Below are 18,920 nucleotides of genomic sequence, written 5' to 3' on the forward strand. Positions count from 1 at the left end.
CGGCACGCTCTAGACTGGGCGGATGACCGACCAGACCCCTCAGGTGCGTCTCGAGCGCGCAAAGGACGCCTCTCGCTCGATCGCCGCCCTCACGAGTGACGACAAGGCGCGTGCGCTCGAAGCCATCGCCGTCGCGCTGGAGTCGAACGCGGCTCCGATCATCGAAGCGAATGCGCTCGACATCGCCCGGGGGCGGGCCGATGGCATCGGCGAGTCGCTGATCGACCGTCTGCGTCTGGATGACAAGCGCGTCGCGGCGTTGGCGTCCGCCGTGCGTCAGGTAGCGGCTCTCCCCGACCCGGTCGGCCGGGTGGTCGGCGGGCACCGGATGCCGAACGGCGTGGCTCTCGAACAGGTGCGCGTGCCGTTCGGGGTGGTCGGAGCGATCTACGAGGCGCGTCCCAATGTCACGGTCGACATCGCCGCCCTCGCACTGCGTTCGGGCAACGCCGTCGTGCTGCGCGGAGGAAGCGCAGCACTCGAGTCGAACACAGTCCTCGTGCGCGTCATGCGCGAGGCGCTGGAGACGGCGGGCATCACCGCCGAAGCGATCCAGACGGTGGATGACTTCGGTCGAGACGGGGCGAAGGCCCTCATGCACGGCCGCGGCTTCATCGACGTGCTCGTGCCGCGCGGCAGCGCAGGTCTGATCGAGACCGTCGTGACCGAGTCGACGGTCCCGGTGATCGAGACAGGAGCAGGCAACGTGCACATCCTGCTCGACGAGAGCGCACCCGACGACTGGGCGCGTGACATCGTCGTGAACGCCAAGGCGCAGCGCCCGAGCGTCTGCAACGCGGTCGAGACGGTCCTCGTGCACCGCCAGGCGGCGCCGCGACTGATCCCTCTCGTCGCGAGCGCCCTGCAGAGCGAAGGCGTGAGCGTCCACGGAGACGACATCGTCGCCGGACTCGTCTCGAACGTCATCCCCGCGACCGAGGAGGACTGGGAGACGGAGTACCTCAGCCTGGACATCGCGATCAAGGTCGTCGACTCCCTCGATGACGCGCTCGATCACATCCGCCGCTACAGCACCGGGCACACGGAGTCGATCATCTCCACGGACTCCCGCAACATCGAGCGCTTCCTCGCCGAGGTCGATTCGGCCGTCGTGATGGCGAACGCCTCGACGCGCTTCACGGACGGTGCGGAGTTCGGGTTCGGCGCCGAAGTCGGCATCTCGACGCAGAAGCTGCACGCGCGAGGTCCGATGGGGTTGGCGGAACTGACCAGCACCAAGTGGCTGGCGCGTGGATCAGGGCAGACGCGCGGCTGAGGACTAGACTGGGGGACGCTGTACCGTACCCGGTCATGAAACGGAGCCCCGATGAACCTCGTCGCACAGATCGCGATGGCCGCTGCCGAAACCGAGCACCATGGCAACGTCGCCCTCGAGACCCTCATCTTCGGGGTCATCGCGGCGATCGTGTTCGCGTTCCTCGGACTGGTGACGCTGTCCTACAAGAACGTCGCCAACCGTCACTCCGCGAAGGCCGAGGCCTGGGCTGCGAAGCACGGCAAAGACAGCCACGGGGCGGGACACGGCCACTAGGCCCCCATGAATGCAGCGACCTCGCGTGCTCCGCGCATCGGCGTGATGGGCGGTACGTTCGACCCCATCCACCACGGGCACCTGGTCGCCGCCAGCGAGGTGGCGCATTCGTTCGACCTCGATGAGGTCGTGTTCGTGCCCACGGGCCATCCCTGGCAGAAGTCGGGGGTCACCCCCAGCGAGCACCGCTATCTGATGACGGTGATCGCGACGGCATCCAATCCGCAGTTCACGGTCAGTCGCGTGGACATCGACCGTGAGGGTCCGACCTACACGATCGACACGTTGAAGGATCTGAAGCGCGATCGCGGAGACGCAGATCTCTTCTTCATCACCGGCGCCGACGCCGTAGCGCAAATTCTCAGTTGGAGGGACCATGATGAGTTGTGGGAGTTGGCCCACTTCGTCGCGGTCTCTCGCCCAGGACATGTCCTGAGTACTGACGGCCTCCCGAGCGACAACGTCAGCCAACTGGAAGTGCCGGCCCTGTCGATCTCCTCGACGGCCTGCCGTGAACGCGTTCGCGACGATCAGCCGGTCTGGTATCTCGTCCCCGACGGTGTCGTCCAGTACATCGCGAAGCATCATCTGTATCGGAGCAAGGCATGAGTACATCGGATCAGCAGGAGCAGGGTCCGCTGACGCGTAAGCAGCTGCGGGAGATCCGGCTGACGGGTTCGACGCCGGTCATCACCCCAGAGGATGCCGCTGCGGCGGCCACCGCCGATATGGTCGTGCCCCCGGCGCCTCCGCTGCCGCAGCAGGCAGAGTCCTTGGAGGTCACGCCCGCCCCCGCCGTGGCGAACGACGCGGACGCCGATGTCGATCACGCTCCGCTCACCCGCCGTCAGGCGCGCGCCCAGGAGCGCGTGCGTACCGCTTCTGTTCCCGTGGTCGGTGCCGAGACGGAGTCCGGGTCGGACGAGGTCGCTCACGAGGCCTCTCCGGCCGAAGAGGCTCCGGTCGCGGAGGAGGCGGCTGTCGCCGATTCTCCGGCCATCGTGTCGGCCGTCCCCGATTTCGCCCGCCCGGTGCCCTCCGACGTCGACGACGACGATGAAGGCGTCGACGACATCGCCACAGTCGAGCCGGTGAGCGCCGTGAGCGCTGCGGACTCGGTCGGCGAGGTGCCGCTCGAGGTCGTCGACGAGCCCGCTGACGACGTCGCCGCTCTCGGACTCGACAGCGACGAGGGCGCGGATGACGTGCTCGCCGATGTCGCCGACACGGACGACGACGTGCGGCAGGGCGAGCGCCCCACCGTGAATCCCGCGTTCGGAGAAGAACTCCTCGGCGACACGGCGGATGCCCCCGCCCCATTCACCCCTTCGTTCGACGAGCTTCTCTCGGTCAGCGATTCCACCGGCTCTCAGCACATCGCGCCGAGCGCCCTCATCTTCACGCCGTCGCCCGGTGAAGGTTCCCTCTCCGGACCGGTCGCGTCCACGGGTGAGATCCTGGTCACGGGTTCCTACGAGCTGCCTCAGGGCATCGGCTCGCAGGGGCATGCGCACGGCACGACAGACGGCAAGGAGGTGGACGCCGTACTCATCGACGGCGAGCTGCCTCCCGCGTCCTCACCCACGCCGATCGCGGCGAGCTCCGCGGTCAGTACCATCAAGCCCGCCGGCGAGGTGATTCGTCCCCCCGCGCCAGAAAAGGGCAACAAGCTCATGCTCATCCTGGCGATCACGGCCGGCGGCCTCGCGCTCGCCCTGGGCGTCGTCCTCATTTTCGCCTTCACTACGAATGTGTTCTGATGCAATCACCTGAAACTGCCGAAGAAATGCTGCGTATCGCCGCAGACGCCGCCGCATCCAAGGGCGGCGAAGACCTCGTCGCCCTGAATGTGTCGGAACCGCTTCCGCTCGTCGACATCTTCCTTCTCGTCACCGGTAACAGCGAGCGCAACGTCGCCGCCATCGCCGACGAGGTCGAGGACAAACTCCTGGAATCCGGCCACAAGCGCGTGCGCCGCGAGGGACGAGCGGAATCCCGCTGGATCCTCCTGGACTTCGGCGACCTGATCGTCCACGTCTTCCACCAGGAGGAGCGGGTCTACTACGGCCTCGAGCGCCTCTGGAAGGACTGCCCGGTCGTCCCGATCGAGCTTGCGGAGCCTGTCGCGGGAGAGTGACTCCCACGGATCGCCGCCCCCGGACTGCGACAGCAGCTCCGGGGGCGGCGACTCATGTCAGGCCGACAATGCCGTGCGTCGCTGCAGCATGCCTCGTTCGGCGCGCGTCTGCGGGGGGATCGCCGACAGCAGCGACCGCGTGTAGGGGTGCGACGGGTGGCGATACACCTCTTCGGTGTCCCCGATCTCGACCATGTTGCCCAGATACATCACGGCGACGCGGTCGGCGATGTGGCGCACCAGCGAGAGGTCATGGGCGATGAAGACGATCGACATGCCCAGGCGTTCGCGCAGATCGCACAGCAGGTCGATGATCTGCGCGCGGATCGAGACGTCGAGCGCGGAGACGGGTTCGTCGCACACGAGCACGTCAGGGTGCAGTGCGAGGGCGCGGGCGATTCCGATGCGCTGGCGCTGTCCGCCGGAGAACTGATGCGGGAAACGCGAGCCCATCTCGGGTGTGAGTCCGACGAGCTCGAGCAGTTCCGCGACCCGTTCGCGACGGGTCGCGGGGGTTCCCGATCTGTTCGCCGCCAGAGGTTCGGCGATGATCTGCTGCACGGTCATGCGCGGATTCAGTGACATGTACGGGTCCTGGAAGACCATCTGCACGCCTCGGCGGAGGATCTTGCGATCCCGCAGGCGACCGCGGGTCACGTCCTGATCGCGGTAGCTCAGCGTGCCGGCATCCGGTGTGTCGAGGCCGACCAGCATCCGCGCCAGCGTGGACTTGCCGCTTCCGGACTCGCCGACGATCGCGAGGATCTCCCCGCTCCGCAGGTGCAGGTCGACTCCGGCGACGGCGGCGACGCGATGTGCACGGCGGCCGCTGCCCGAGCGGAACGTGCGCTCCAGGCCTCGGCCCTCGAGGATCGGCGGCGCGTCCACGTCTCCGTTCGCCGCGCTCACGTCGCGCGGCATGGAGTGCAGCAGCTGCTTCGTGTAGTCATGCTGCGGTGCGGTGAGCACGTTGTCGGCGCTACCGGCCTCGACGATGCGCCCTGAGCGCATCACGGCGACCTGGTCTGCCACCTCCATCACGACTCCGAGATCGTGGGTGATGAGCAGGATGCCCATGCCCAGGCGTTCGCGCAGCGAGAGCAGCAGATCGAGGATCTGGGCCTGCACCGTGACGTCGAGAGCGGTGGTCGGCTCGTCCGCGATGATGAGGTCGGGCTCCAGCGCGATGGCCATCGCGATGAGGATGCGTTGGCGCTGCCCGCCGGAGAACTGGTGGGGGAAGTCGCGCACCCGCTTGTCGGGCGTGGGGATGCCGACCAGACCGAGGAGCTCGACGGCGCGCTTCTCGGCTGCTCGTCGACTCACGGTGCGGTGCGCACGGATGAGGTCGATGATCTGGTCCCCGATGCTCAGCACGGGGTTCAGGGCGGAGAGGGCATCCTGCATCACCAGGCTCACCTGCACTCCGCGCAGGCGGCGATGCTGTTCGGCGCTCAGCGACAGGAGGTCCGTGCCGTTGAGACTCATGCTCTCGGCATCGACATCGCCCTTGTCGATCAGACCCATGATCGCTCGCGCCGTCATCGACTTCCCCGAGCCGGATTCCCCCAGCAGCGCGAAGACTTCGCCGCGGTGCACGGTCAAGTCGATGCCGTCGACGACGCGATTGCGGCGACCGTCGCTGGACAGCGTCACGGTGAGGCCGTGAACGTCGAGGACGATGCCATGCGCAGGTGCTGACGAGTTCTCCATGGATGTCATCATGCCAGTATTCTCCCTCAGAATTGTTTCGAACAGGAAACATCTCAGCCGAATTTCATCATCAAGGTTGACATCTGCGCCGAAATCATCGAGATTCGAGTGAAATCTCCCGAACATCGCTCGGGAGTCGCACCCGCATCATCGAACCGAAGGAGCGCATCCGTGCTCGAAAAAGCAGACCGCTACACCGGCTACACCGCCTATGAGTACCTCGAGGCGGGCAAGGACTATCGCGAGTTCCGTTACGCCAAGCAGATCGGCCGGGTTCCGGCCTATGAAGGGCTGGAACTCAGCGATGCGCAGAAGGAGCGCACCGAGCGCCTGCTGCGCGAGGAGACCGTGATCTCCCTGCACGAGCACGTCCAGGTCTTTCCCGAAGACATGGGGGAGCTGCGCGACCACATCCGCCAGGGCCGCGAACCCACCGGCTACCAGGGCCTCGCTCGCTCGGGTCTGACCGCTGTCTTCGACAACGGCATGGACGGCACCTGCTGCATCTCGAGCGACGCCGGGTGGAAGTACCAGGACGTCCTGTTCGACCTCGGCGTGCGCATGGCGGACCTCGCGCACCAGGACTTCGTGATCAAGGCCGAGTCGATCAAGGACATCCGTCACGCGGCGGAGACCGGACGCGTCGCGCACATCTTCGCGCTCGAGGCCTCCACCATGATCGAGAACGAGGTCGACCGTCTCGACGTGCTCTACGGCTTCGGCGTGCGTCAGATGGGCATCGCCTACTCGGAGGCGAACATGCTGGGCGGTGGGCTCAAGGAGCGCGGCGACGGCGGACTGACCTACTTCGGCGAGCGCGCCGTCGAACGCATGAACAAGTTGGGCATCGCGATCGACATCTCGCACTCGGGTGACCAGACCTGTCTCGATGTCATCGCGCACTCGAAGGTCCCGGTGTTCATCACGCACGCCGGCGCCCGCGGGTTGTGGCCGACCAACCGCATGAAGACGGATGAGACGATCATCGAGTGCGCCAAGCGCGGCGGTGTGATCGGCATCGAGGCGGCACCGCACACGACCATCTCGCCGCAGCACCCGAAGCACTCGCTGGAATCCGTCATGGACCACTTCCAGTACTGTGTCGACCTGGTGGGTCTGGAGCATGTGAGCTTCGGCCCCGACACCCTGTTCGGCGACCACGTCGGCCTGCACGATGCGTTCTCGTCGAACCTGTCGCTCGGCCAGGCGCACGCCAACGTCGAGTACGAGAAGCAGCCGTACGTCGACGGGATCGAGAACCCTGCCGAGGCGTTCTACAACATCATCGGCTGGCTTGTGAAGCACGACTACTCCGACGACGAGATTCGCGCCGTCGTCGGTGGCAACACCATGCGCGTACTCGAGGAGGTTTGGGTCTGATGAAACACAGCAAGTTCCTTGCCCTGAGCGCGGCCGCGGCTCTCGCCGTCGGTCTCGCCGGGTGCGCCCCGTCCGCGCCGGAGCCGGGGGAGTCCTCGGGCAGCACCGGCCCGAGCGACGAGACGATCAGCATCGGCACGACGACAGATGTGGTCAACTTCAACCCGGTTCTCGGCAACAGCCGGACCGACTCGTGGATCACGAACCTGATGTATCCGCACCTGCTGAGCATCAGCGAGGACGGCACCAAGGAGGCCCACGTGGCCACCGATTGGGGCTACGTGGACGACACCACCGGCTTCTACGAGATCCGCGACGATCTCACCTGGAGCGATGGTGAGCCGCTCACGGCCGAAGACGTGGCGTGGACCCTGAACGCGGTCAAGCGCGATCAGGCTCCCGGTACCTTCTACGGTCAGCTCGGCAACCTCGACACGGCGACGGCCGTGTCGGACACCCGCGTCGAGCTCACGCTCACGCAGCCCGACTCCTCGATCATCGAGGAGATCGGCTTCTGGGGCGTCGTGGTGCCGAAGCACGTCTTCGACCCCCAGGGGTCGATCGCCGAGTTCGCGAACGACGGCAGCGACGGCGGCTGGGTCGGCATGGGCCCGTTCATCATGAGCGACTTCCAGGTCGGCCAGCACTACACGCTCGAGCGCGTCGAGGACTACCCGCTGGTCGACGGCGGCGTCCCGGGACCTGCGGAAGTCGTCTACCGCGTGTATCCGGACGTGAACACCGAGATCCTCGCCCTGCAGAGCGGCGAGATCGACGTGATCGCGAACGCGCTCCCGCCGGCGCAGGTCGAACAGCTCAGCAATACCGACGGCCTGCAGGTCATCGAGGCACCGGGACTCGGCTACGCGCACCTGGTCTACAACATGGACAAGCCCGACCTCGCGAAGACCGAGGTGCGCCAGGCGCTCGCCCACGCGGTGGACTACGACGCGATCCGCACCGTGGTGCTGCAGGGCCAGGCCGTCTCGACGGGCTCCAGCGCGCTGATGCCGGTGCTCGCCAAGTACTACGACGACTCGGTGACCGAATACGAGTTCGATCCCGAGAAGTCGCGCGAGCTCATGGAGAAGGCCGGCTACACGGCAGACGCCAGCGGCGACTTCCCGGTCTCGTTCCGTCTGATCTACTCGCTGCAGGACAGCGTCACCAGCCAGTGGGCGCAGATGGTGAAGGACAGCGCGGCGGAGGCAGGCATCACGATCGAGCTGCAGGGGACGGAGCGCAACACGTACCTGGCGCAGACGAGTGAGGGTGACTACGACATCTATGCGGGCAACTTCGCGATCATGGACGACCCGGTCACGAACTTCGCACTGTCGTACCTTCCCGGGGGAGCGATCAACTACACCCACGTGGATGATTCCGACCTCAACGCCCTGATCGAAGAGGGCATGATGACGTTCGACGAGGACGACAAGATCTCGATCATGCGCGAGGCGAACAAGATCGTGCACGAGCAGGTCTACGACAACATCATGTACACGCAGAACCTGTTCTTCGCCGCCAGCGACGAGTGGGCCGGCTTCATCTCGAAGCCGAGTGAACTGCTCTCGATCGTGAACCCGCTCTCGCTCGCGAGCGCGCACCCGGTCGAGTAACAACCACCGAAATCTCGAGGAAGGTCGCCCGGGTGTCCCGAGCATCGTTCATTCTCCGTCGCGCAGGTCGAGGTCTGCTCACGATCTGGTTCGCCGTGACCGTGACGTTCCTGCTCCTGCGGCTGCTGCCCGGTGACCCTGCACTGGCGCTGGCGAGTCCGAACATGACGGATGCCATCCGGGCGACCATCCTCGAGCAGTACGGGCTGGATCAGCCCTTGATCGTGCAATACGGCCTGTACATGTGGCAGCTGCTGCAGGGGAACCTGGGTATCTCGTTCACCCAGTCGATTCCCGTTCTCGACGTTCTCCTGCAGCGTCTGCCCTGGACACTGCTGCTGACCATCACGGCACTCGTGCTGACGATCATCATCGGCATCCCGCTCGGTGTCGCGGCGGCATCCCACAAGGGGCGCTTCATCGACCGCGCCGTGCAGATCATCGGGGTGACGGGGCAGTCGCTGTTCGTCCCGAGCGTCGCGATCCTGCTGCTGTTCGTGTTCGGTCTGAACCTCGGATGGTTCCCGATCGGCGGCGCGTACACGAACAACACCTACGGACTCGAGTGGTATCTGAGTGTCGCGCAGCACCTGGTGCTGCCTGCGGTGTCGCTCATGCTCATCCAGGTCGGCTCCTACGTGCTCACGATGCGCTCGACGCTGATCGAGACGCTCGGCGAGGACTACATCCTCCTCGCGAAGGCGAACGGACTCCGCGGCCGGCGCATCCTCTGGAAGCACGCGTTGCGCAACGCGCTGCTGCCCACGACCACCCTGATCGGCCTGCAGCTCGGGTTCCTGGTCGGCGGCGCCGTGCTGACCGAGACCGTGTTCGCCTACCCGGGCATCGGACGCGGCATCTACGAAGCCGTCACCCAGCTCGACTTCCCGGTGCTGCAGGGCGCCTTCCTGATGCTCGCCGCCACCGTGGTGGTCGCGAACACGCTCACCGACATCGTCTACGGCTACTTGGACCCGAGAGTGAAGACCTCATGACCGCTCCGATTCCCTCCTCCGAGACCCTCGCTCCCAGCGAGCCGACCGCCGCAGGAAGCGAGCGCGCCAGCGCCCACACCTGGCGTGCGTTCCGACGCGACCCGCTCGGCATGATCTCCCTGGGACTGCTGATCCTGCTCGTGATCATCGCTCTCGCGGCACCCCTGATCGCCCCGTACCCCGCCAGCTACGGCCCTGACGTGCTGCGTCCCCCGAGCGGTGACCACTGGTTCGGCACCGACGCCCTCGGACGCGACGTGTTCTCCGAGGTCATCTGGGGTACGCAGCAGAGCGTGCTCGTCGCGGTCGCGGCATCCGTGATCGCCATCATCTTCGGCACGATCATCGCTGTGGTCGGTGCGTACTTCCGGCGCTTGGACAGCTTCATCAGCGTGATCGTCGACATGACGCTCTCGCTGCCCGTGCTCCCGTTGATGATCCTCATCGCCGCGCTGGTCGGTCCGAGCACCTCGACGATCATCTTCGTGGTCGCGGCGTTCTCGTGGCCCGAGGTGACCAGACTCGTCCGCTCGCAGGCGCTCACCGTCGTCGGGCTCCCGTACGTCGACGCGTCTCGGCTCATGACGACCTCGCCGCTGTGGATCATCACCCGCCACGTGCTGCCGGCTGTGACGCCGGTCGTGGTCGTCTCTGTCGTGGTGACCGCCTCGCGTGCCGTGCTGTCGGCGGCGGGGCTCGCGTTCCTCGGGCTCGGAGATCCGACCACCTGGTCGTGGGGACGGATCCTCTACGAGGCCCAGCAGGCCGGGGCCATGGTCAGCGCGTGGTGGCTGACGCTGTTCCCGTCGATCGCGATCCTGATCCTGGTGCTCTCGGCGACGCTGCTCTCCATCTCGTACAACGACGCGCGCAACCCGCGTCATCTCGCCCGCTAGGAGCCCGACATGACCGATTTCGATCAGCGTCTCACCCCCGCGTTCTTCGATCGCGTGCAGGCGCGCGTGCGGGAGCGGATGGCGGAGGAGGGCTTCGACGCCTTCCTGACCGATCACCCCGAGGACATCGCCTACCTCACCGGGTTCTTCCATCACCCGTCGGAGCGGCCCGTGGCGATCTGGTTGGACCTGACCGGACGCGTCGTCATGCTGCTGCCCGAGCTGGAACGGGAGTACGCCGAATCACAGTCGGCTCGCGCGGAGCTCGTCGCCTTCTTCGAGTATCCGGGCGTCGTGCCGCCCTTCGCGGTGCTCGCCGACGTCGTGGGGCGCCGCTGCAGGGTGGGCTTCGCGTCGACCATGTCGCACCAGCGACTCAGCGCCGTGCGAGCGGCCATGGCCGACACGGAGTTCATCGGTTCCGATCTCGTCACCCGTGCCCGCTACGTGAAGTTCCCGGAGGAGATCGTCCTGCACCGCGAGGCCGCGCGCATCACCGACCGGATGCTGGACGCCGGCGTGCAGCTGGTGACCGACGCCGTCGCCGCCGGGGGAGAGCTGCCCACCGAGGCGGAGCTCGAGCGCCACGTCACCTCCGCGGGGACGGGGCTCATGTATGCGGAGCATCGCAACGTCGTCGTCGCCTCACTCCTCGCGGGGGGACTGGTCTACTCCGGCGCGAACTCCGCATTCCCGCATGGGCTCCCTTCGGTCAACCGCCTCAAGGCCGGCGACACGTTCATGCTGTCGCTGGGATGCGCGGTGGGAGGCCGCTTCATCGAGGGCGAGCGCACCTTCGTGCTCGGCGAACCGACGCACGATCAGCGCCGCTATCACGACACGATCCGTGCCGCGCAGCAGGTGGGACGAGACACCATCCGCGCCGGGCTCGAGTGCCGCGAGGCGAACCGGCTGTGCCTCGACGTCATCCGCGACGCCGGCCTGGGCGCGTTCATCCGCCACCGCCAGGGCCACGGGATCGGACTGGGCATGCACGAGGCTCCGTGGCTGGAAGACGGCGATGCGACCCTGCTCGCAGCGGGAATGGTGGTCTCCAACGAGCCGGGCATCTACGTGCCGGGACATGCGGGCTACCGGATCAGCGACAGCATGCTCGTGACTGCGGACGGTGCCGAGGCGCTGACCACCTTCCCGCGCGCGCTCGACGACTGCACCATCGCGCTCTGAGCGCCACACCACCATCCGAGAAAGAGGAACACATGTCATCGACGCCCGAGGTGTCTCCCGAGTTCGCCGCCGCCACGACCGACCACCAGTGGGTCGAGATCAACGGCAACCACCTGGCCGTGGAGGTGCTCGGACCCGAAGGCGCGCCGGTCATCATCACCCATCACGGAGCCCCGGGGCTGGGGTCACGGGCCGAACCTCGTGCCAGTTTCGGCCGCCTCGCCGACGAGTACCGCGTGATCGTGTTCGATGCGCGCGGCAGCGGACAGAGCGAGGGGAAGGGCACCTACAGTCACGAGCAGTGGGCCGCCGACATCGACGGTCTGCGCGAGTGGATCGGCGCCGAGAAGATCGTGATGGCCGGCGGCTCCTACGGCGGATTCATGTCGATGGAATACGCGCTGCGGTACCCGGAGCGCGTGTCGGCCGTGGTGCTGCGCGACACCTCGCCCGACAACTCGAACGCGCATCTCGCGCGCGAGAACGCCCTCGCATCCGACCGTGTGACCATCGACATGGAGAAGTTCGATCGGATCGATGTGGGACAGGTGTACGACGACGAGGACCTCAAGGACTGCTGGCGCGAGATCCTGCCGCTGTACGACTTCACCTACGATCCTGAGGCGGTCGAGCGCAAGGTGCAGGCCACGCCGTACCGCTATCAGGCTCACAACTACGCGTTCTCGGTGAACCTGCCGAACTACGACCTCAAGCCCCGGCTGCAGGAGATCGGAGTGCCGACACTCATCACCGTGGGACGGACGGACTGGATCACGCCAGTATCGTGTAGCCAGGTGATCGCCGATCTCATTCCGGATTCTGAGATGGTGGTGTTCGAGAAGTCGGGACATTCGCCGCAGATCGAGGAGGCAGAGGCGTGGACCAGAACAGTGCGAGCGTTCCTGCACCGGGTGTGCCCGCCGACACGATGAGCGGAGTGCATATCTCTCGAGACGTGACCGACCTCGACCGACGCATCGTCGTCGCTCTCCAGCAGGACGGGCGGGCGAGTTGGACGTCGATCGCCGAGTTCGCCGGGGCATCCGTCTCCACCGTCACCCGCCGCGGGCAGCAACTGCTCGCCGAGGGCGTGGTGCGGGTCGGAATCGTGCCGACACTCGGCAGCGAGGGCCATGTCGAGACGTTCTTCGTACGGATCAACTGCACGCCGGGTGCGCAGCTCGCCGTGGCCCAGTCGCTGATCGGATCGCCCTACGTGCGCTTCGTCACCCTGGTGACGGGAAAGTTCGATGTCTTCGCCGAGGTCGTGATCCCCGGCGACTCCGCGAACTACGCGCATGTGCTCACCGATCTGCAGGGGATCCCGGGCGTCGAGCGGTGGCGCAGCGACCTCGTGGTGCACACGTACAAGGTGAGCTTCGACTGGGGGCGTCAACTGTACGACTCCCATGCCGAGCCCACGGCCGACCCGCAGTCCTACATGCCGGCGCCGAACACCTGTGATCCCACGCACTTCGATGACGCCGACCACGCGATCGTCGAGGAGCTCAGCATCAACGGGCGCGCATCGTTCCTGTCGATCGCCGCGAAGCTCGACATGAACGAGAGCAGCGTGCGTCGCCGGTATGAGCGCATGCGCAGTGCGGGCTGCCTCACGACCGTGACGATGGTGCCGGCGTCTGCGCTGGGCATGAGCGCCGAGACGCTGCTCATGCTCCGGGTCGAACCCTCGCACCTCGCTTCCGTCGCACAGACGCTCGCTCAGCACGTGTCGGTGCGCTTCCTCGCCACGGTGCTGGAGGAGAACTCGCTGTACTGCGAGATCATCCTGCCCTCGACCGAGACGCTGCACGACTTCCTCACCGGCACCATCGCCCACCTCAAGGGTGTGCGGGGATGGAACGCGGCGATGGAGCTGGTGTTCATGAAGCGCGGGTTCATCGAGACCCCGTGGTGGCGGGCCCAGGTGGCTTCCGCAGAGGCCGCGATCCACTGACCCTGGTCATTCGGGAGATCCTGTCAAGGGTCTATCCTGCCGTGGCCTCCTCGCGCACACTCGTATGCGGGGGACGAGGTCTGGGAGGGCTAAGGAATGTCTGATGTACCGGATCCGAGATGCGCGCTGCGCCGAGTCTCACGATCGGAGTGGGTGATCAGCGACCTGCGCTACCCACCCGATGACTCCCGGCATGCCGTCGCCCGGGTCTATGAGTTGGACGACACCGAGGTCGAAGTCGTCTGGTTGCGCGACCTGCCGCTCGCAACGCGCTACGGTTCTGCACTCGCGGTGCTCGACGATGTGCAGCGGATGCTGAGCGTCAGCAGGGCCACACGCCCGGTGACCATCCCGCATCTTCCCCCGCCGCCCGCGTAGGGCGACAGGGGAGGGTCGGATCACTCGTCGTCATCGTCGTACGGGTCGGCATCCGCGCTGCTCGCGATCCGATCGGCCTCGACGCTCGTGACCTGCGCGTCGTCCGCATCGGGATCGAGCACCGTCTCGCCGTCCACCTCGCGGGTGGGGACGCCGTCGGTCGCGTCGTCGTCGGGGATCGGCACGATCGGGGGGATGGGGTTCGACATGGTCGTGTCCTTTCGTCAGGTGCGTTCACGGTAGGACGACCAGGGGCGCGCAGGGGAGCGGGTTGACCCGCATCGGGGTTCGGAGTACAAGATCCGCCCCGCCTACGTTCGCGCGGCCTATCGCGACAGCGCCAGACGGTCGGCCCGCGACCGTTCCTCGGCGCTCGATGCGCGGTGGACCGCCGACAGGGGAGCGTCAGGCGAGTGATCCGCAGCGATCCTCGCCCCCGGCGAGATCAGGCCGTCCTCGACCGCTCGGAGGAAGAGATCGACCTTCGTGGGCGCCGCACGATCGACGATGACGTACTTCGCCCGGATGTTGCGGATGTGCTCGATTACTGTCGCCGGAGCGACATGCAGCCGTTGCGCCACCTGTGTGGCGGTTCGTCCGGACGCATACAGCGCGAGCACCTGGGATTCCCGTGCACTCAACGCGATCGGGTCGGACGAGGGGGCGCCGACGCGCGTCGTCGAGTGCGCCGCCCCCGGGATGGCGTGGCCGGCGGACGCTCGGCGGACGGCCGCGATGGTCTGTGAAGCGTCGGCGGTTCGGGGAAGAGCGCCGAGTGCGCCGGCCTGCATCGCTTCTCTGAGGAGATACGGCTGCGCGTCGGGCGCGTGCACGATGACGCGCGCGCCGAGCGGCTTCAGGCGACGCATGTTCTCAGCGGGGGTGGAGCCGTCGATGAGGTTCAGGGCGAGGATCACGACATCCAGTCCGGGGGATGCCGCCACCAGGGCGGACGCCGTCGGGGCGGCTGCCCTGACTCGGACGTCGTCACTGCTGTGGAGGATAGCGATCATCCCTCGAAGCATCACGGTGTGATCCTCGATGATTCCGACGTTGACAGACATAAGTGCCCCTTTTCGGGTCAGCGGCACTCTCCCTGACGCAGAGCATACCCATCGCCCATGCCGCTGTCCACGTGCCTGGGCGGCGGTCGGGGGAGACGTACGCGCTCCTGGTCGACTCAGGCAGGCGTCGTCGCAGCGCGCACACGAGGCGAGTCGCCGCTTTCTTCGGTCCCGTGAAACACAAAAAACCCCTGGATGACCAGGGGTTCATTGTGGACCTGGGGGGACTCGAACCCCCGACCCCCTGCATGCCATGCAGGTGCGCTACCAGCTGCGCCACAGGCCCTCATGCTGCCCTTTCGTACCGCGGGGCAACTCGAAAAGAGTACTACACGAATCAGCGCGAACACCAATCGGCGCCTCCCTCCCGGGCGCGCCGCGCCTAGGCTGACCGTATGACGAGCATCCTGCCCATCCGCCCGGAGGACTTCGACGCGTGGTCGGAGCTGTGGGACGGCTATCTGCGGTTCTACGAGTCCGAGCTTCCCGCCGAGGTCACCGCAGAGACCTTCCGACGTCTCACCGCCGATGCGGGGGTGCACGGAGCCATCGCCCGCGACGAGGACGGGACTGCGATCGGTCTGGTGCACTGGTTGACCCACCCTTCCACGTGGAGCATCTCCGGATACTGCTACCTGGAGGACCTGTTCGTCGGTCCCAGCACGCGCGGTGCGGGAACCGGGACCGCGTTGATCGCACACGTGCGCACCTGGGCGGAGCAGCAGGGGTGCGAGAAGGTGTACTGGTTGACGCAGGACGGCAATGCGACCGCACGTCGCGTGTACGACCGGGTGGCGTCGCACACCGGGTTCACTCACTACGAGATCGAGCTCTGATCACGGTTCCGTGTCTGGGGACGAGCGGAACAACGGCGCCGGCTCCGACGTTCACTCAGACGTGGACATCCTCGACAGCATCGTGATCGGTGCAGGGCAAGCGGGTCTCTCGTCGTCGTTCCATCTGGCGCGCCTCGGGATCTCGCACGTCGTGCTGGATGCGGATGCCGAGCCGGGGGGAGCGTGGAGACACCGGTGGGATGCTCTCACGATGCGCGATGTGCACGGCGTGGCCGAGCTACCGGGAGACACCCCGCCACCGCGCGACGGCGAGCGCGCGAACGTCGCCGTACCGGCGTACTTCGCCGCCTATGAACGCACCTATGACCTGCCGGTCATCCGGCCGGTGGCCGTGGAGCGCGTCGACGAGGAGGACGGGATGCTCGCGGTGCGGGCGGGGAACGACGAGTGGCGAGCGCGCACACTCGTGAACGCGACCGGCACCTGGACCCACCCTTTCCTGCCGCACTACCCCGGGATGGAGATGTTCCTGGGTGAGCAACTGCACACCGTCGACTATCCGGGACCGGCTCATTTCGTCGGCAAGCGGGTGCTGGTGGTGGGCGGCGGCGCATCGGCGGTGCAGTTCCTCGGTGCACTCGCTCCGCTGACGGACACGTTGTGGGTCACGCGGCGCGAGCCGATCTGGCGCACCGATGATTTCACCCCGGAGGCGGGAGCCGCGGCAGTCGCCCTGGTGGAGCAGCGCGTCGCGCAGGGGCTTCCTCCGCAGAGCGTGGTGAGTGTCACGGGCCTCATGCTGCGGCCACAGGAACGTGCGGCAGAGGCGCTCGGCGCCTACGCCGCACGGCGGCCGATGTTCGCGCGCGTCGAGCCCGACGGTGTGCGGTGGGCGGATGGCTCGTTCGAACGTGTCGATGTGATCCTCTGGGCGACCGGGTTCCGGCCGGCGATCAGTCACCTGGCCCCGCTGCACCTGCGCAGCGCTGCGGGCGGCATCCAGCTCGACCGCCACGGACGCGGGACCACAGCGGTACAGGATCCGCGCATCCAGCTCGTCGGATACGGACCCTCCGCCAGCACGATCGGCGCGAACCGTGCGGGTCGTTCTGCGGCGAAGGGGGTACAGCGCGCGCTGGCTTCCGCGCCCGCGGAGGCGGTGCGCACCTGATCCGCCGTGGCGGCGCCTTTCGCTGTGCGAGGAGCGCTCGTCGGATGCCGTCGGTACGCTGAGGGAATGCTCCGCATCGTCTTCACGATCATCTGGCTGGTGCTCTCGGTCTGGCTCGTCATCTGGGTCGGCGAAGGACTGTTCGGCGTGAACCAGCGCGAGTCGATCCTGCCGTTCTCCGGGGAGGACACGCTGGGAGCCCCGATCATGATCGGCGTCGCGTGGGGTCTGCTCCTGACGTTCGGCGGCACGATGTCCGGTCTCGGCCGCCGCACGAAGGTGCGCGGCGACGCCGAGATCGGCGTCGGGCGCATCGTCGAGGTCTCCCGCACAGGTCTCACGGTGAACGATGTGCCGCAGTACGACCTGTTCATCCGGGTGACGCCGCGCGCCGAGCAGGACTTCATCGCGCAGCTGCGCATGCTCGTGGAGCCGAGCGACCTCGGTACGCTTCAGGTCGGACTGCCGCTGGCCGTGCGGTACAGCCTCGCCGATCAGGACATCGTCGAGCTCGCCGATCCGAACGACCCTCTGGTGTCCGACGCGCTGATCGCGTGGCGCATCGAGCGCGGGCTCATCGATCCGCGGCAGGTCAGGGCGCGCACCACGGGGATCCAGGTGCCGGCATCCGTTCTGGAGGTGCGCCCGACCGGGCAGCGCCGCGAGGGGCAGAGCGAGCTCGCCCTGCGGGTGCTGATGGCGCCGGAAGGCGCGGCGACGTGGGAGGCCGAGACCACGGTCTTCGTGTATCCCGAGGCGATCTCGCGGCTTCAGGTCGGGGCGCCGATCTGGGCGTTCTACCGCCGGGAGGATCCGCAGACGATCGCGATCACGATCGAGAAGGAGGCGGCCCGATGAATCCGATGGACTCCGTCTTCTGGCTGCTGAACTTCCCTGCTGCGCACGGCTACGCGATGGTGTTCATCGCAGGCTTCTCGATTCTCGGACTGTTCGTGATGTCGGCACGCGGGGCGACGGCCGCCGGGGGGCTGCGGCAGATCCGCGAACGCGAAGGGCTCCTGCGCGCGCAGGATCGGCCGCGCGGGCAGATCGCCGGTCGGGTGCGGCGAATCGTCTTCCGGATCCTCGCCTTCGTGATGCTCGGATCGCTGGTGATCGGAATCCTGAGCCTCACGGGAGTGCCGGTGACCCGCGCCTACATCTACGACAACGGCCGCCCGACGACAGCCACCACGGACGGTGACTGGGTCACCTTCACGACGGCAGAGGGTGTGGAGTACACGATCGAGAGCAACTTCTTCACGCCGGCGGTGTATCCCGACCGCGACGCGTACTTCCCGACGGGGGAGCCGGTCGTGGTGCGCTATCTGCCCGGCCACCCGCAGGCCTTCGTCATCGACAGCTCGCAGACGCCCCGCTGAGATCCAGCAGGGCAGACAGAGGAGGAACCATGTCCCGCATCATCGTGTTCGGCGGCCACGGCCGTATCGCCCTGCTCCTCGCGCCACTTCTGGTGGCACGGGGAGACGAGGTGACGGCGGTCATCCGCAATCCGGCGCACACCGAGGAGGTGGAAGCAGGCGGAGCGCGGGCGCTCGTGGCCGACGTCGAGCAGATGGATGTCGATGCGATCGCCGAGGTCATCCGCGGTCACGATGCCGTGGTCTGGTCGGCGGGTGCCGGAGGCGGCTCCCCGGAACGCACCTACGCCGTCGATCGTGATGCGGCGATCCGCTCCATGGACGCCACAGGGCGCGCGGGTGTACGCCGTTACGTCATGGTCTCCTGGCTCGGCTCCACGGCCGACCACGGCGTGCCGCCGGAGGATTCCTTCTTCGCCTACGCCGACGCCAAGTGGGCGGCCGACGAGCATCTGCGCAGCATGTCGCTGGAAGGCACGATCCTCGCTCCCGGGACGCTCACCTTCGACGAGCCGACCGGCAGGATCCAGATCGATCCCGACGGGCGTGGGGCCGTAGCGCGAGCTGATGTGGCCGCGGTCATCGCCGCGACGCTGGTGGAGCCCTGCACGATCGGACGCACGCTCCGCTTCGGCAATGGAGATGAGACCGCGGCCGAGCCGATCGCCGACGCTCTCGGCTGCTGAGCGCG

At 67.1% G+C, this 18,920-nt stretch carries 21 protein-coding genes and 1 tRNA gene; 18 read left to right on the plus strand and 4 right to left on the minus strand.

The genetic code is table 11. The features are described 5' to 3' along the window. The first annotated feature begins 22 nt into the window (after window positions 1-22). From FB560_RS07145 to rsfS, 5 genes are read left to right on the plus strand one after another with little or no spacing between them, the layout of a single operon-like run. A complete protein-coding gene (locus tag FB560_RS07145; RefSeq protein WP_141871724.1) occupies window positions 23-1,276 on the plus strand; it encodes a glutamate-5-semialdehyde dehydrogenase in 1,254 nt (417 codons plus the stop codon). Between the two features lie 51 nt (window positions 1,277-1,327). After that, on the plus strand, window positions 1,328-1,552 hold the full coding sequence (locus FB560_RS07150) for a hypothetical protein (RefSeq protein WP_141871725.1): 225 nt from the start codon (window positions 1,328-1,330) through the stop codon (window positions 1,550-1,552). A 6-nt stretch (window positions 1,553-1,558) separates the two neighbouring features. After that, window positions 1,559-2,161 carry a nicotinate-nucleotide adenylyltransferase gene (gene nadD, locus FB560_RS07155; RefSeq protein ID WP_141871726.1) on the plus strand — a complete coding sequence of 201 codons (603 nt, stop codon included), beginning with the start codon at window positions 1,559-1,561 and terminating at the stop codon, window positions 2,159-2,161. Then, on the plus strand, window positions 2,158-3,312 hold the full coding sequence (locus FB560_RS07160) for a hypothetical protein (RefSeq protein ID WP_141871727.1): 1,155 nt from the start codon (window positions 2,158-2,160) through the stop codon (window positions 3,310-3,312). Before nadD ends, FB560_RS07160 begins: the two co-directional genes overlap by 4 nt. Next, window positions 3,312-3,689 carry a ribosome silencing factor gene (gene rsfS / locus FB560_RS07165; protein WP_141871728.1) on the plus strand — a complete coding sequence of 126 codons (378 nt, stop codon included), beginning with the start codon at window positions 3,312-3,314 and terminating at the stop codon, window positions 3,687-3,689. Before FB560_RS07160 ends, rsfS begins: the two co-directional genes overlap by 1 nt. Window positions 3,690-3,746: 57 nt before the next feature. Here the strand turns inward: rsfS and FB560_RS07170 are convergent, their stop codons facing one another. After that, window positions 3,747-5,414, minus strand: a complete 1,668-nt coding sequence (locus FB560_RS07170) for a dipeptide ABC transporter ATP-binding protein (RefSeq protein ID WP_211349956.1) — start codon at window positions 5,412-5,414, stop codon at window positions 3,747-3,749. Window positions 5,415-5,573: 159 nt separating this feature from the next. On the opposite strand from FB560_RS07170, the gene FB560_RS07175 reads away from it, so the two are divergent. The 8 genes from FB560_RS07175 (at window position 5,574) to FB560_RS07210 (ending at window position 13,815) form a co-directional block, all read left to right on the plus strand. Next, on the plus strand, window positions 5,574-6,782 hold the full coding sequence (locus FB560_RS07175) for a dipeptidase (protein ID WP_141871729.1): 1,209 nt from the start codon (window positions 5,574-5,576) through the stop codon (window positions 6,780-6,782). Continuing rightward, entirely contained in the window at window positions 6,782-8,401 is a 1,620-nt protein-coding gene (locus FB560_RS07180; protein WP_141871730.1) for an ABC transporter substrate-binding protein, read from the plus strand. Before FB560_RS07175 ends, FB560_RS07180 begins: the two co-directional genes overlap by 1 nt. A 32-nt stretch (window positions 8,402-8,433) precedes the next feature. Beyond that, window positions 8,434-9,396 carry an ABC transporter permease gene (locus tag FB560_RS07185; RefSeq protein WP_141871731.1) on the plus strand — a complete coding sequence of 321 codons (963 nt, stop codon included), beginning with the start codon at window positions 8,434-8,436 and terminating at the stop codon, window positions 9,394-9,396. Beyond that, entirely contained in the window at window positions 9,393-10,292 is a 900-nt protein-coding gene (locus FB560_RS07190) for an ABC transporter permease (protein WP_141871732.1), read from the plus strand. Before FB560_RS07185 ends, FB560_RS07190 begins: the two co-directional genes overlap by 4 nt. Before the next feature lie 9 nt (window positions 10,293-10,301). Continuing rightward, window positions 10,302-11,480 (plus strand): M24 family metallopeptidase, encoded by a 1,179-nt coding sequence (locus FB560_RS07195; RefSeq protein WP_141871733.1) that lies wholly within the window; start codon window positions 10,302-10,304, stop codon window positions 11,478-11,480. Between the two features lie 32 nt (window positions 11,481-11,512). Next, complete coding sequence (locus tag FB560_RS07200; RefSeq protein WP_141871734.1) at window positions 11,513-12,412, plus strand: alpha/beta fold hydrolase; 900 nt, start codon at window positions 11,513-11,515, stop codon at window positions 12,410-12,412. After that, window positions 12,358-13,437: an Lrp/AsnC family transcriptional regulator gene (locus tag FB560_RS07205; RefSeq protein ID WP_229673193.1), complete on the plus strand. Its 1,080-nt coding sequence runs from the start codon at window positions 12,358-12,360 to the stop codon at window positions 13,435-13,437. The genes FB560_RS07200 and FB560_RS07205 overlap by 55 nt, the downstream gene beginning before the upstream one ends. 96 nt (window positions 13,438-13,533) lie before the next feature. After that, window positions 13,534-13,815 carry a hypothetical protein gene (locus tag FB560_RS07210; RefSeq protein ID WP_141871735.1) on the plus strand — a complete coding sequence of 94 codons (282 nt, stop codon included), beginning with the start codon at window positions 13,534-13,536 and terminating at the stop codon, window positions 13,813-13,815. 20 nt (window positions 13,816-13,835) lie between these two features. Here FB560_RS07210 and FB560_RS07215 read toward each other — a convergent pair whose 3' ends face one another. The 3 genes from FB560_RS07215 to FB560_RS07225 form a co-directional block, all read right to left on the minus strand. Beyond that, window positions 13,836-14,024: a hypothetical protein gene (locus FB560_RS07215; RefSeq protein ID WP_141871736.1), complete on the minus strand. Its 189-nt coding sequence runs from the start codon at window positions 14,022-14,024 to the stop codon at window positions 13,836-13,838. Window positions 14,025-14,141: 117 nt separating this feature from the next. Beyond that, a complete protein-coding gene (locus FB560_RS07220; RefSeq protein WP_170198085.1) occupies window positions 14,142-14,828 on the minus strand; it encodes a response regulator transcription factor in 687 nt (228 codons plus the stop codon). Window positions 14,829-15,092: 264 nt separating this feature from the next. Next, window positions 15,093-15,165 (minus strand) — tRNA-Ala (locus FB560_RS07225). 109 nt (window positions 15,166-15,274) lie between these two features. On the opposite strand from FB560_RS07225, the gene FB560_RS07230 reads away from it, so the two are divergent. The 5 genes from FB560_RS07230 (at window position 15,275) to FB560_RS07250 (ending at window position 18,915) form a co-directional block, all read left to right on the plus strand. Further along, window positions 15,275-15,715 (plus strand): GNAT family N-acetyltransferase, encoded by a 441-nt coding sequence (locus FB560_RS07230; protein ID WP_141871738.1) that lies wholly within the window; start codon window positions 15,275-15,277, stop codon window positions 15,713-15,715. A gap of 61 nt (window positions 15,716-15,776) precedes the next feature. Beyond that, window positions 15,777-16,847, plus strand: coding sequence for an NAD(P)-binding domain-containing protein (locus FB560_RS07235; protein WP_141871739.1), 1,071 nt, complete (start codon window positions 15,777-15,779; stop codon window positions 16,845-16,847). A 66-nt stretch (window positions 16,848-16,913) separates the two neighbouring features. Beyond that, window positions 16,914-17,705: a hypothetical protein gene (locus FB560_RS07240; protein ID WP_141871740.1), complete on the plus strand. Its 792-nt coding sequence runs from the start codon at window positions 16,914-16,916 to the stop codon at window positions 17,703-17,705. Further along, window positions 17,702-18,229, plus strand: coding sequence for a hypothetical protein (locus FB560_RS07245; RefSeq protein WP_141871741.1), 528 nt, complete (start codon window positions 17,702-17,704; stop codon window positions 18,227-18,229). The genes FB560_RS07240 and FB560_RS07245 overlap by 4 nt, the downstream gene beginning before the upstream one ends. A 29-nt stretch (window positions 18,230-18,258) precedes the next feature. After that, window positions 18,259-18,915 carry an NAD(P)H-binding protein gene (locus FB560_RS07250; RefSeq protein ID WP_141871742.1) on the plus strand — a complete coding sequence of 219 codons (657 nt, stop codon included), beginning with the start codon at window positions 18,259-18,261 and terminating at the stop codon, window positions 18,913-18,915. The last annotated feature ends 5 nt before the right edge of the window (window positions 18,916-18,920 follow it).

Origin of the sequence: Microbacterium saperdae, from assembly GCF_006716345.1 — a bacterium.
GTDB lineage: Bacteria > Actinomycetota > Actinomycetes > Actinomycetales > Microbacteriaceae > Microbacterium > Microbacterium saperdae.

Excerpts from the sequence above, each read along its gene's own strand:
- FB560_RS07145 (WP_141871724.1), top strand. The coding sequence starts at position 23 with ATGACCGACCAGACCCCTCAGGTGCGTCTCGAGCGCGCAAAGGACGCC.
- FB560_RS07150 (WP_141871725.1), top strand. The coding sequence starts at position 1,328 with ATGAACCTCGTCGCACAGATCGCGATGGCCGCTGCCGAAACCGAGCAC.
- nadD (WP_141871726.1), top strand. The coding sequence starts at position 1,559 with ATGAATGCAGCGACCTCGCGTGCTCCGCGCATCGGCGTGATGGGCGGT.
- FB560_RS07160 (WP_141871727.1), top strand. The coding sequence starts at position 2,158 with ATGAGTACATCGGATCAGCAGGAGCAGGGTCCGCTGACGCGTAAGCAG.
- rsfS (WP_141871728.1), top strand. The coding sequence starts at position 3,312 with ATGCAATCACCTGAAACTGCCGAAGAAATGCTGCGTATCGCCGCAGAC.
- FB560_RS07170 (WP_211349956.1), bottom strand. The coding sequence starts at position 5,414 with ATGATGACATCCATGGAGAACTCGTCAGCACCTGCGCATGGCATCGTC.
- FB560_RS07180 (WP_141871730.1), top strand. The coding sequence starts at position 6,782 with ATGAAACACAGCAAGTTCCTTGCCCTGAGCGCGGCCGCGGCTCTCGCC.
- FB560_RS07190 (WP_141871732.1), top strand. The coding sequence starts at position 9,393 with ATGACCGCTCCGATTCCCTCCTCCGAGACCCTCGCTCCCAGCGAGCCG.
- FB560_RS07195 (WP_141871733.1), top strand. The coding sequence starts at position 10,302 with ATGACCGATTTCGATCAGCGTCTCACCCCCGCGTTCTTCGATCGCGTG.
- FB560_RS07200 (WP_141871734.1), top strand. The coding sequence starts at position 11,513 with ATGTCATCGACGCCCGAGGTGTCTCCCGAGTTCGCCGCCGCCACGACC.
- FB560_RS07210 (WP_141871735.1), top strand. The coding sequence starts at position 13,534 with ATGTCTGATGTACCGGATCCGAGATGCGCGCTGCGCCGAGTCTCACGA.
- FB560_RS07215 (WP_141871736.1), bottom strand. The coding sequence starts at position 14,024 with ATGTCGAACCCCATCCCCCCGATCGTGCCGATCCCCGACGACGACGCG.
- FB560_RS07220 (WP_170198085.1), bottom strand. The coding sequence starts at position 14,828 with ATGATCGCTATCCTCCACAGCAGTGACGACGTCCGAGTCAGGGCAGCC.
- FB560_RS07230 (WP_141871738.1), top strand. The coding sequence starts at position 15,275 with ATGACGAGCATCCTGCCCATCCGCCCGGAGGACTTCGACGCGTGGTCG.
- FB560_RS07240 (WP_141871740.1), top strand. The coding sequence starts at position 16,914 with ATGCTCCGCATCGTCTTCACGATCATCTGGCTGGTGCTCTCGGTCTGG.
- FB560_RS07245 (WP_141871741.1), top strand. The coding sequence starts at position 17,702 with ATGAATCCGATGGACTCCGTCTTCTGGCTGCTGAACTTCCCTGCTGCG.
- FB560_RS07250 (WP_141871742.1), top strand. The coding sequence starts at position 18,259 with ATGTCCCGCATCATCGTGTTCGGCGGCCACGGCCGTATCGCCCTGCTC.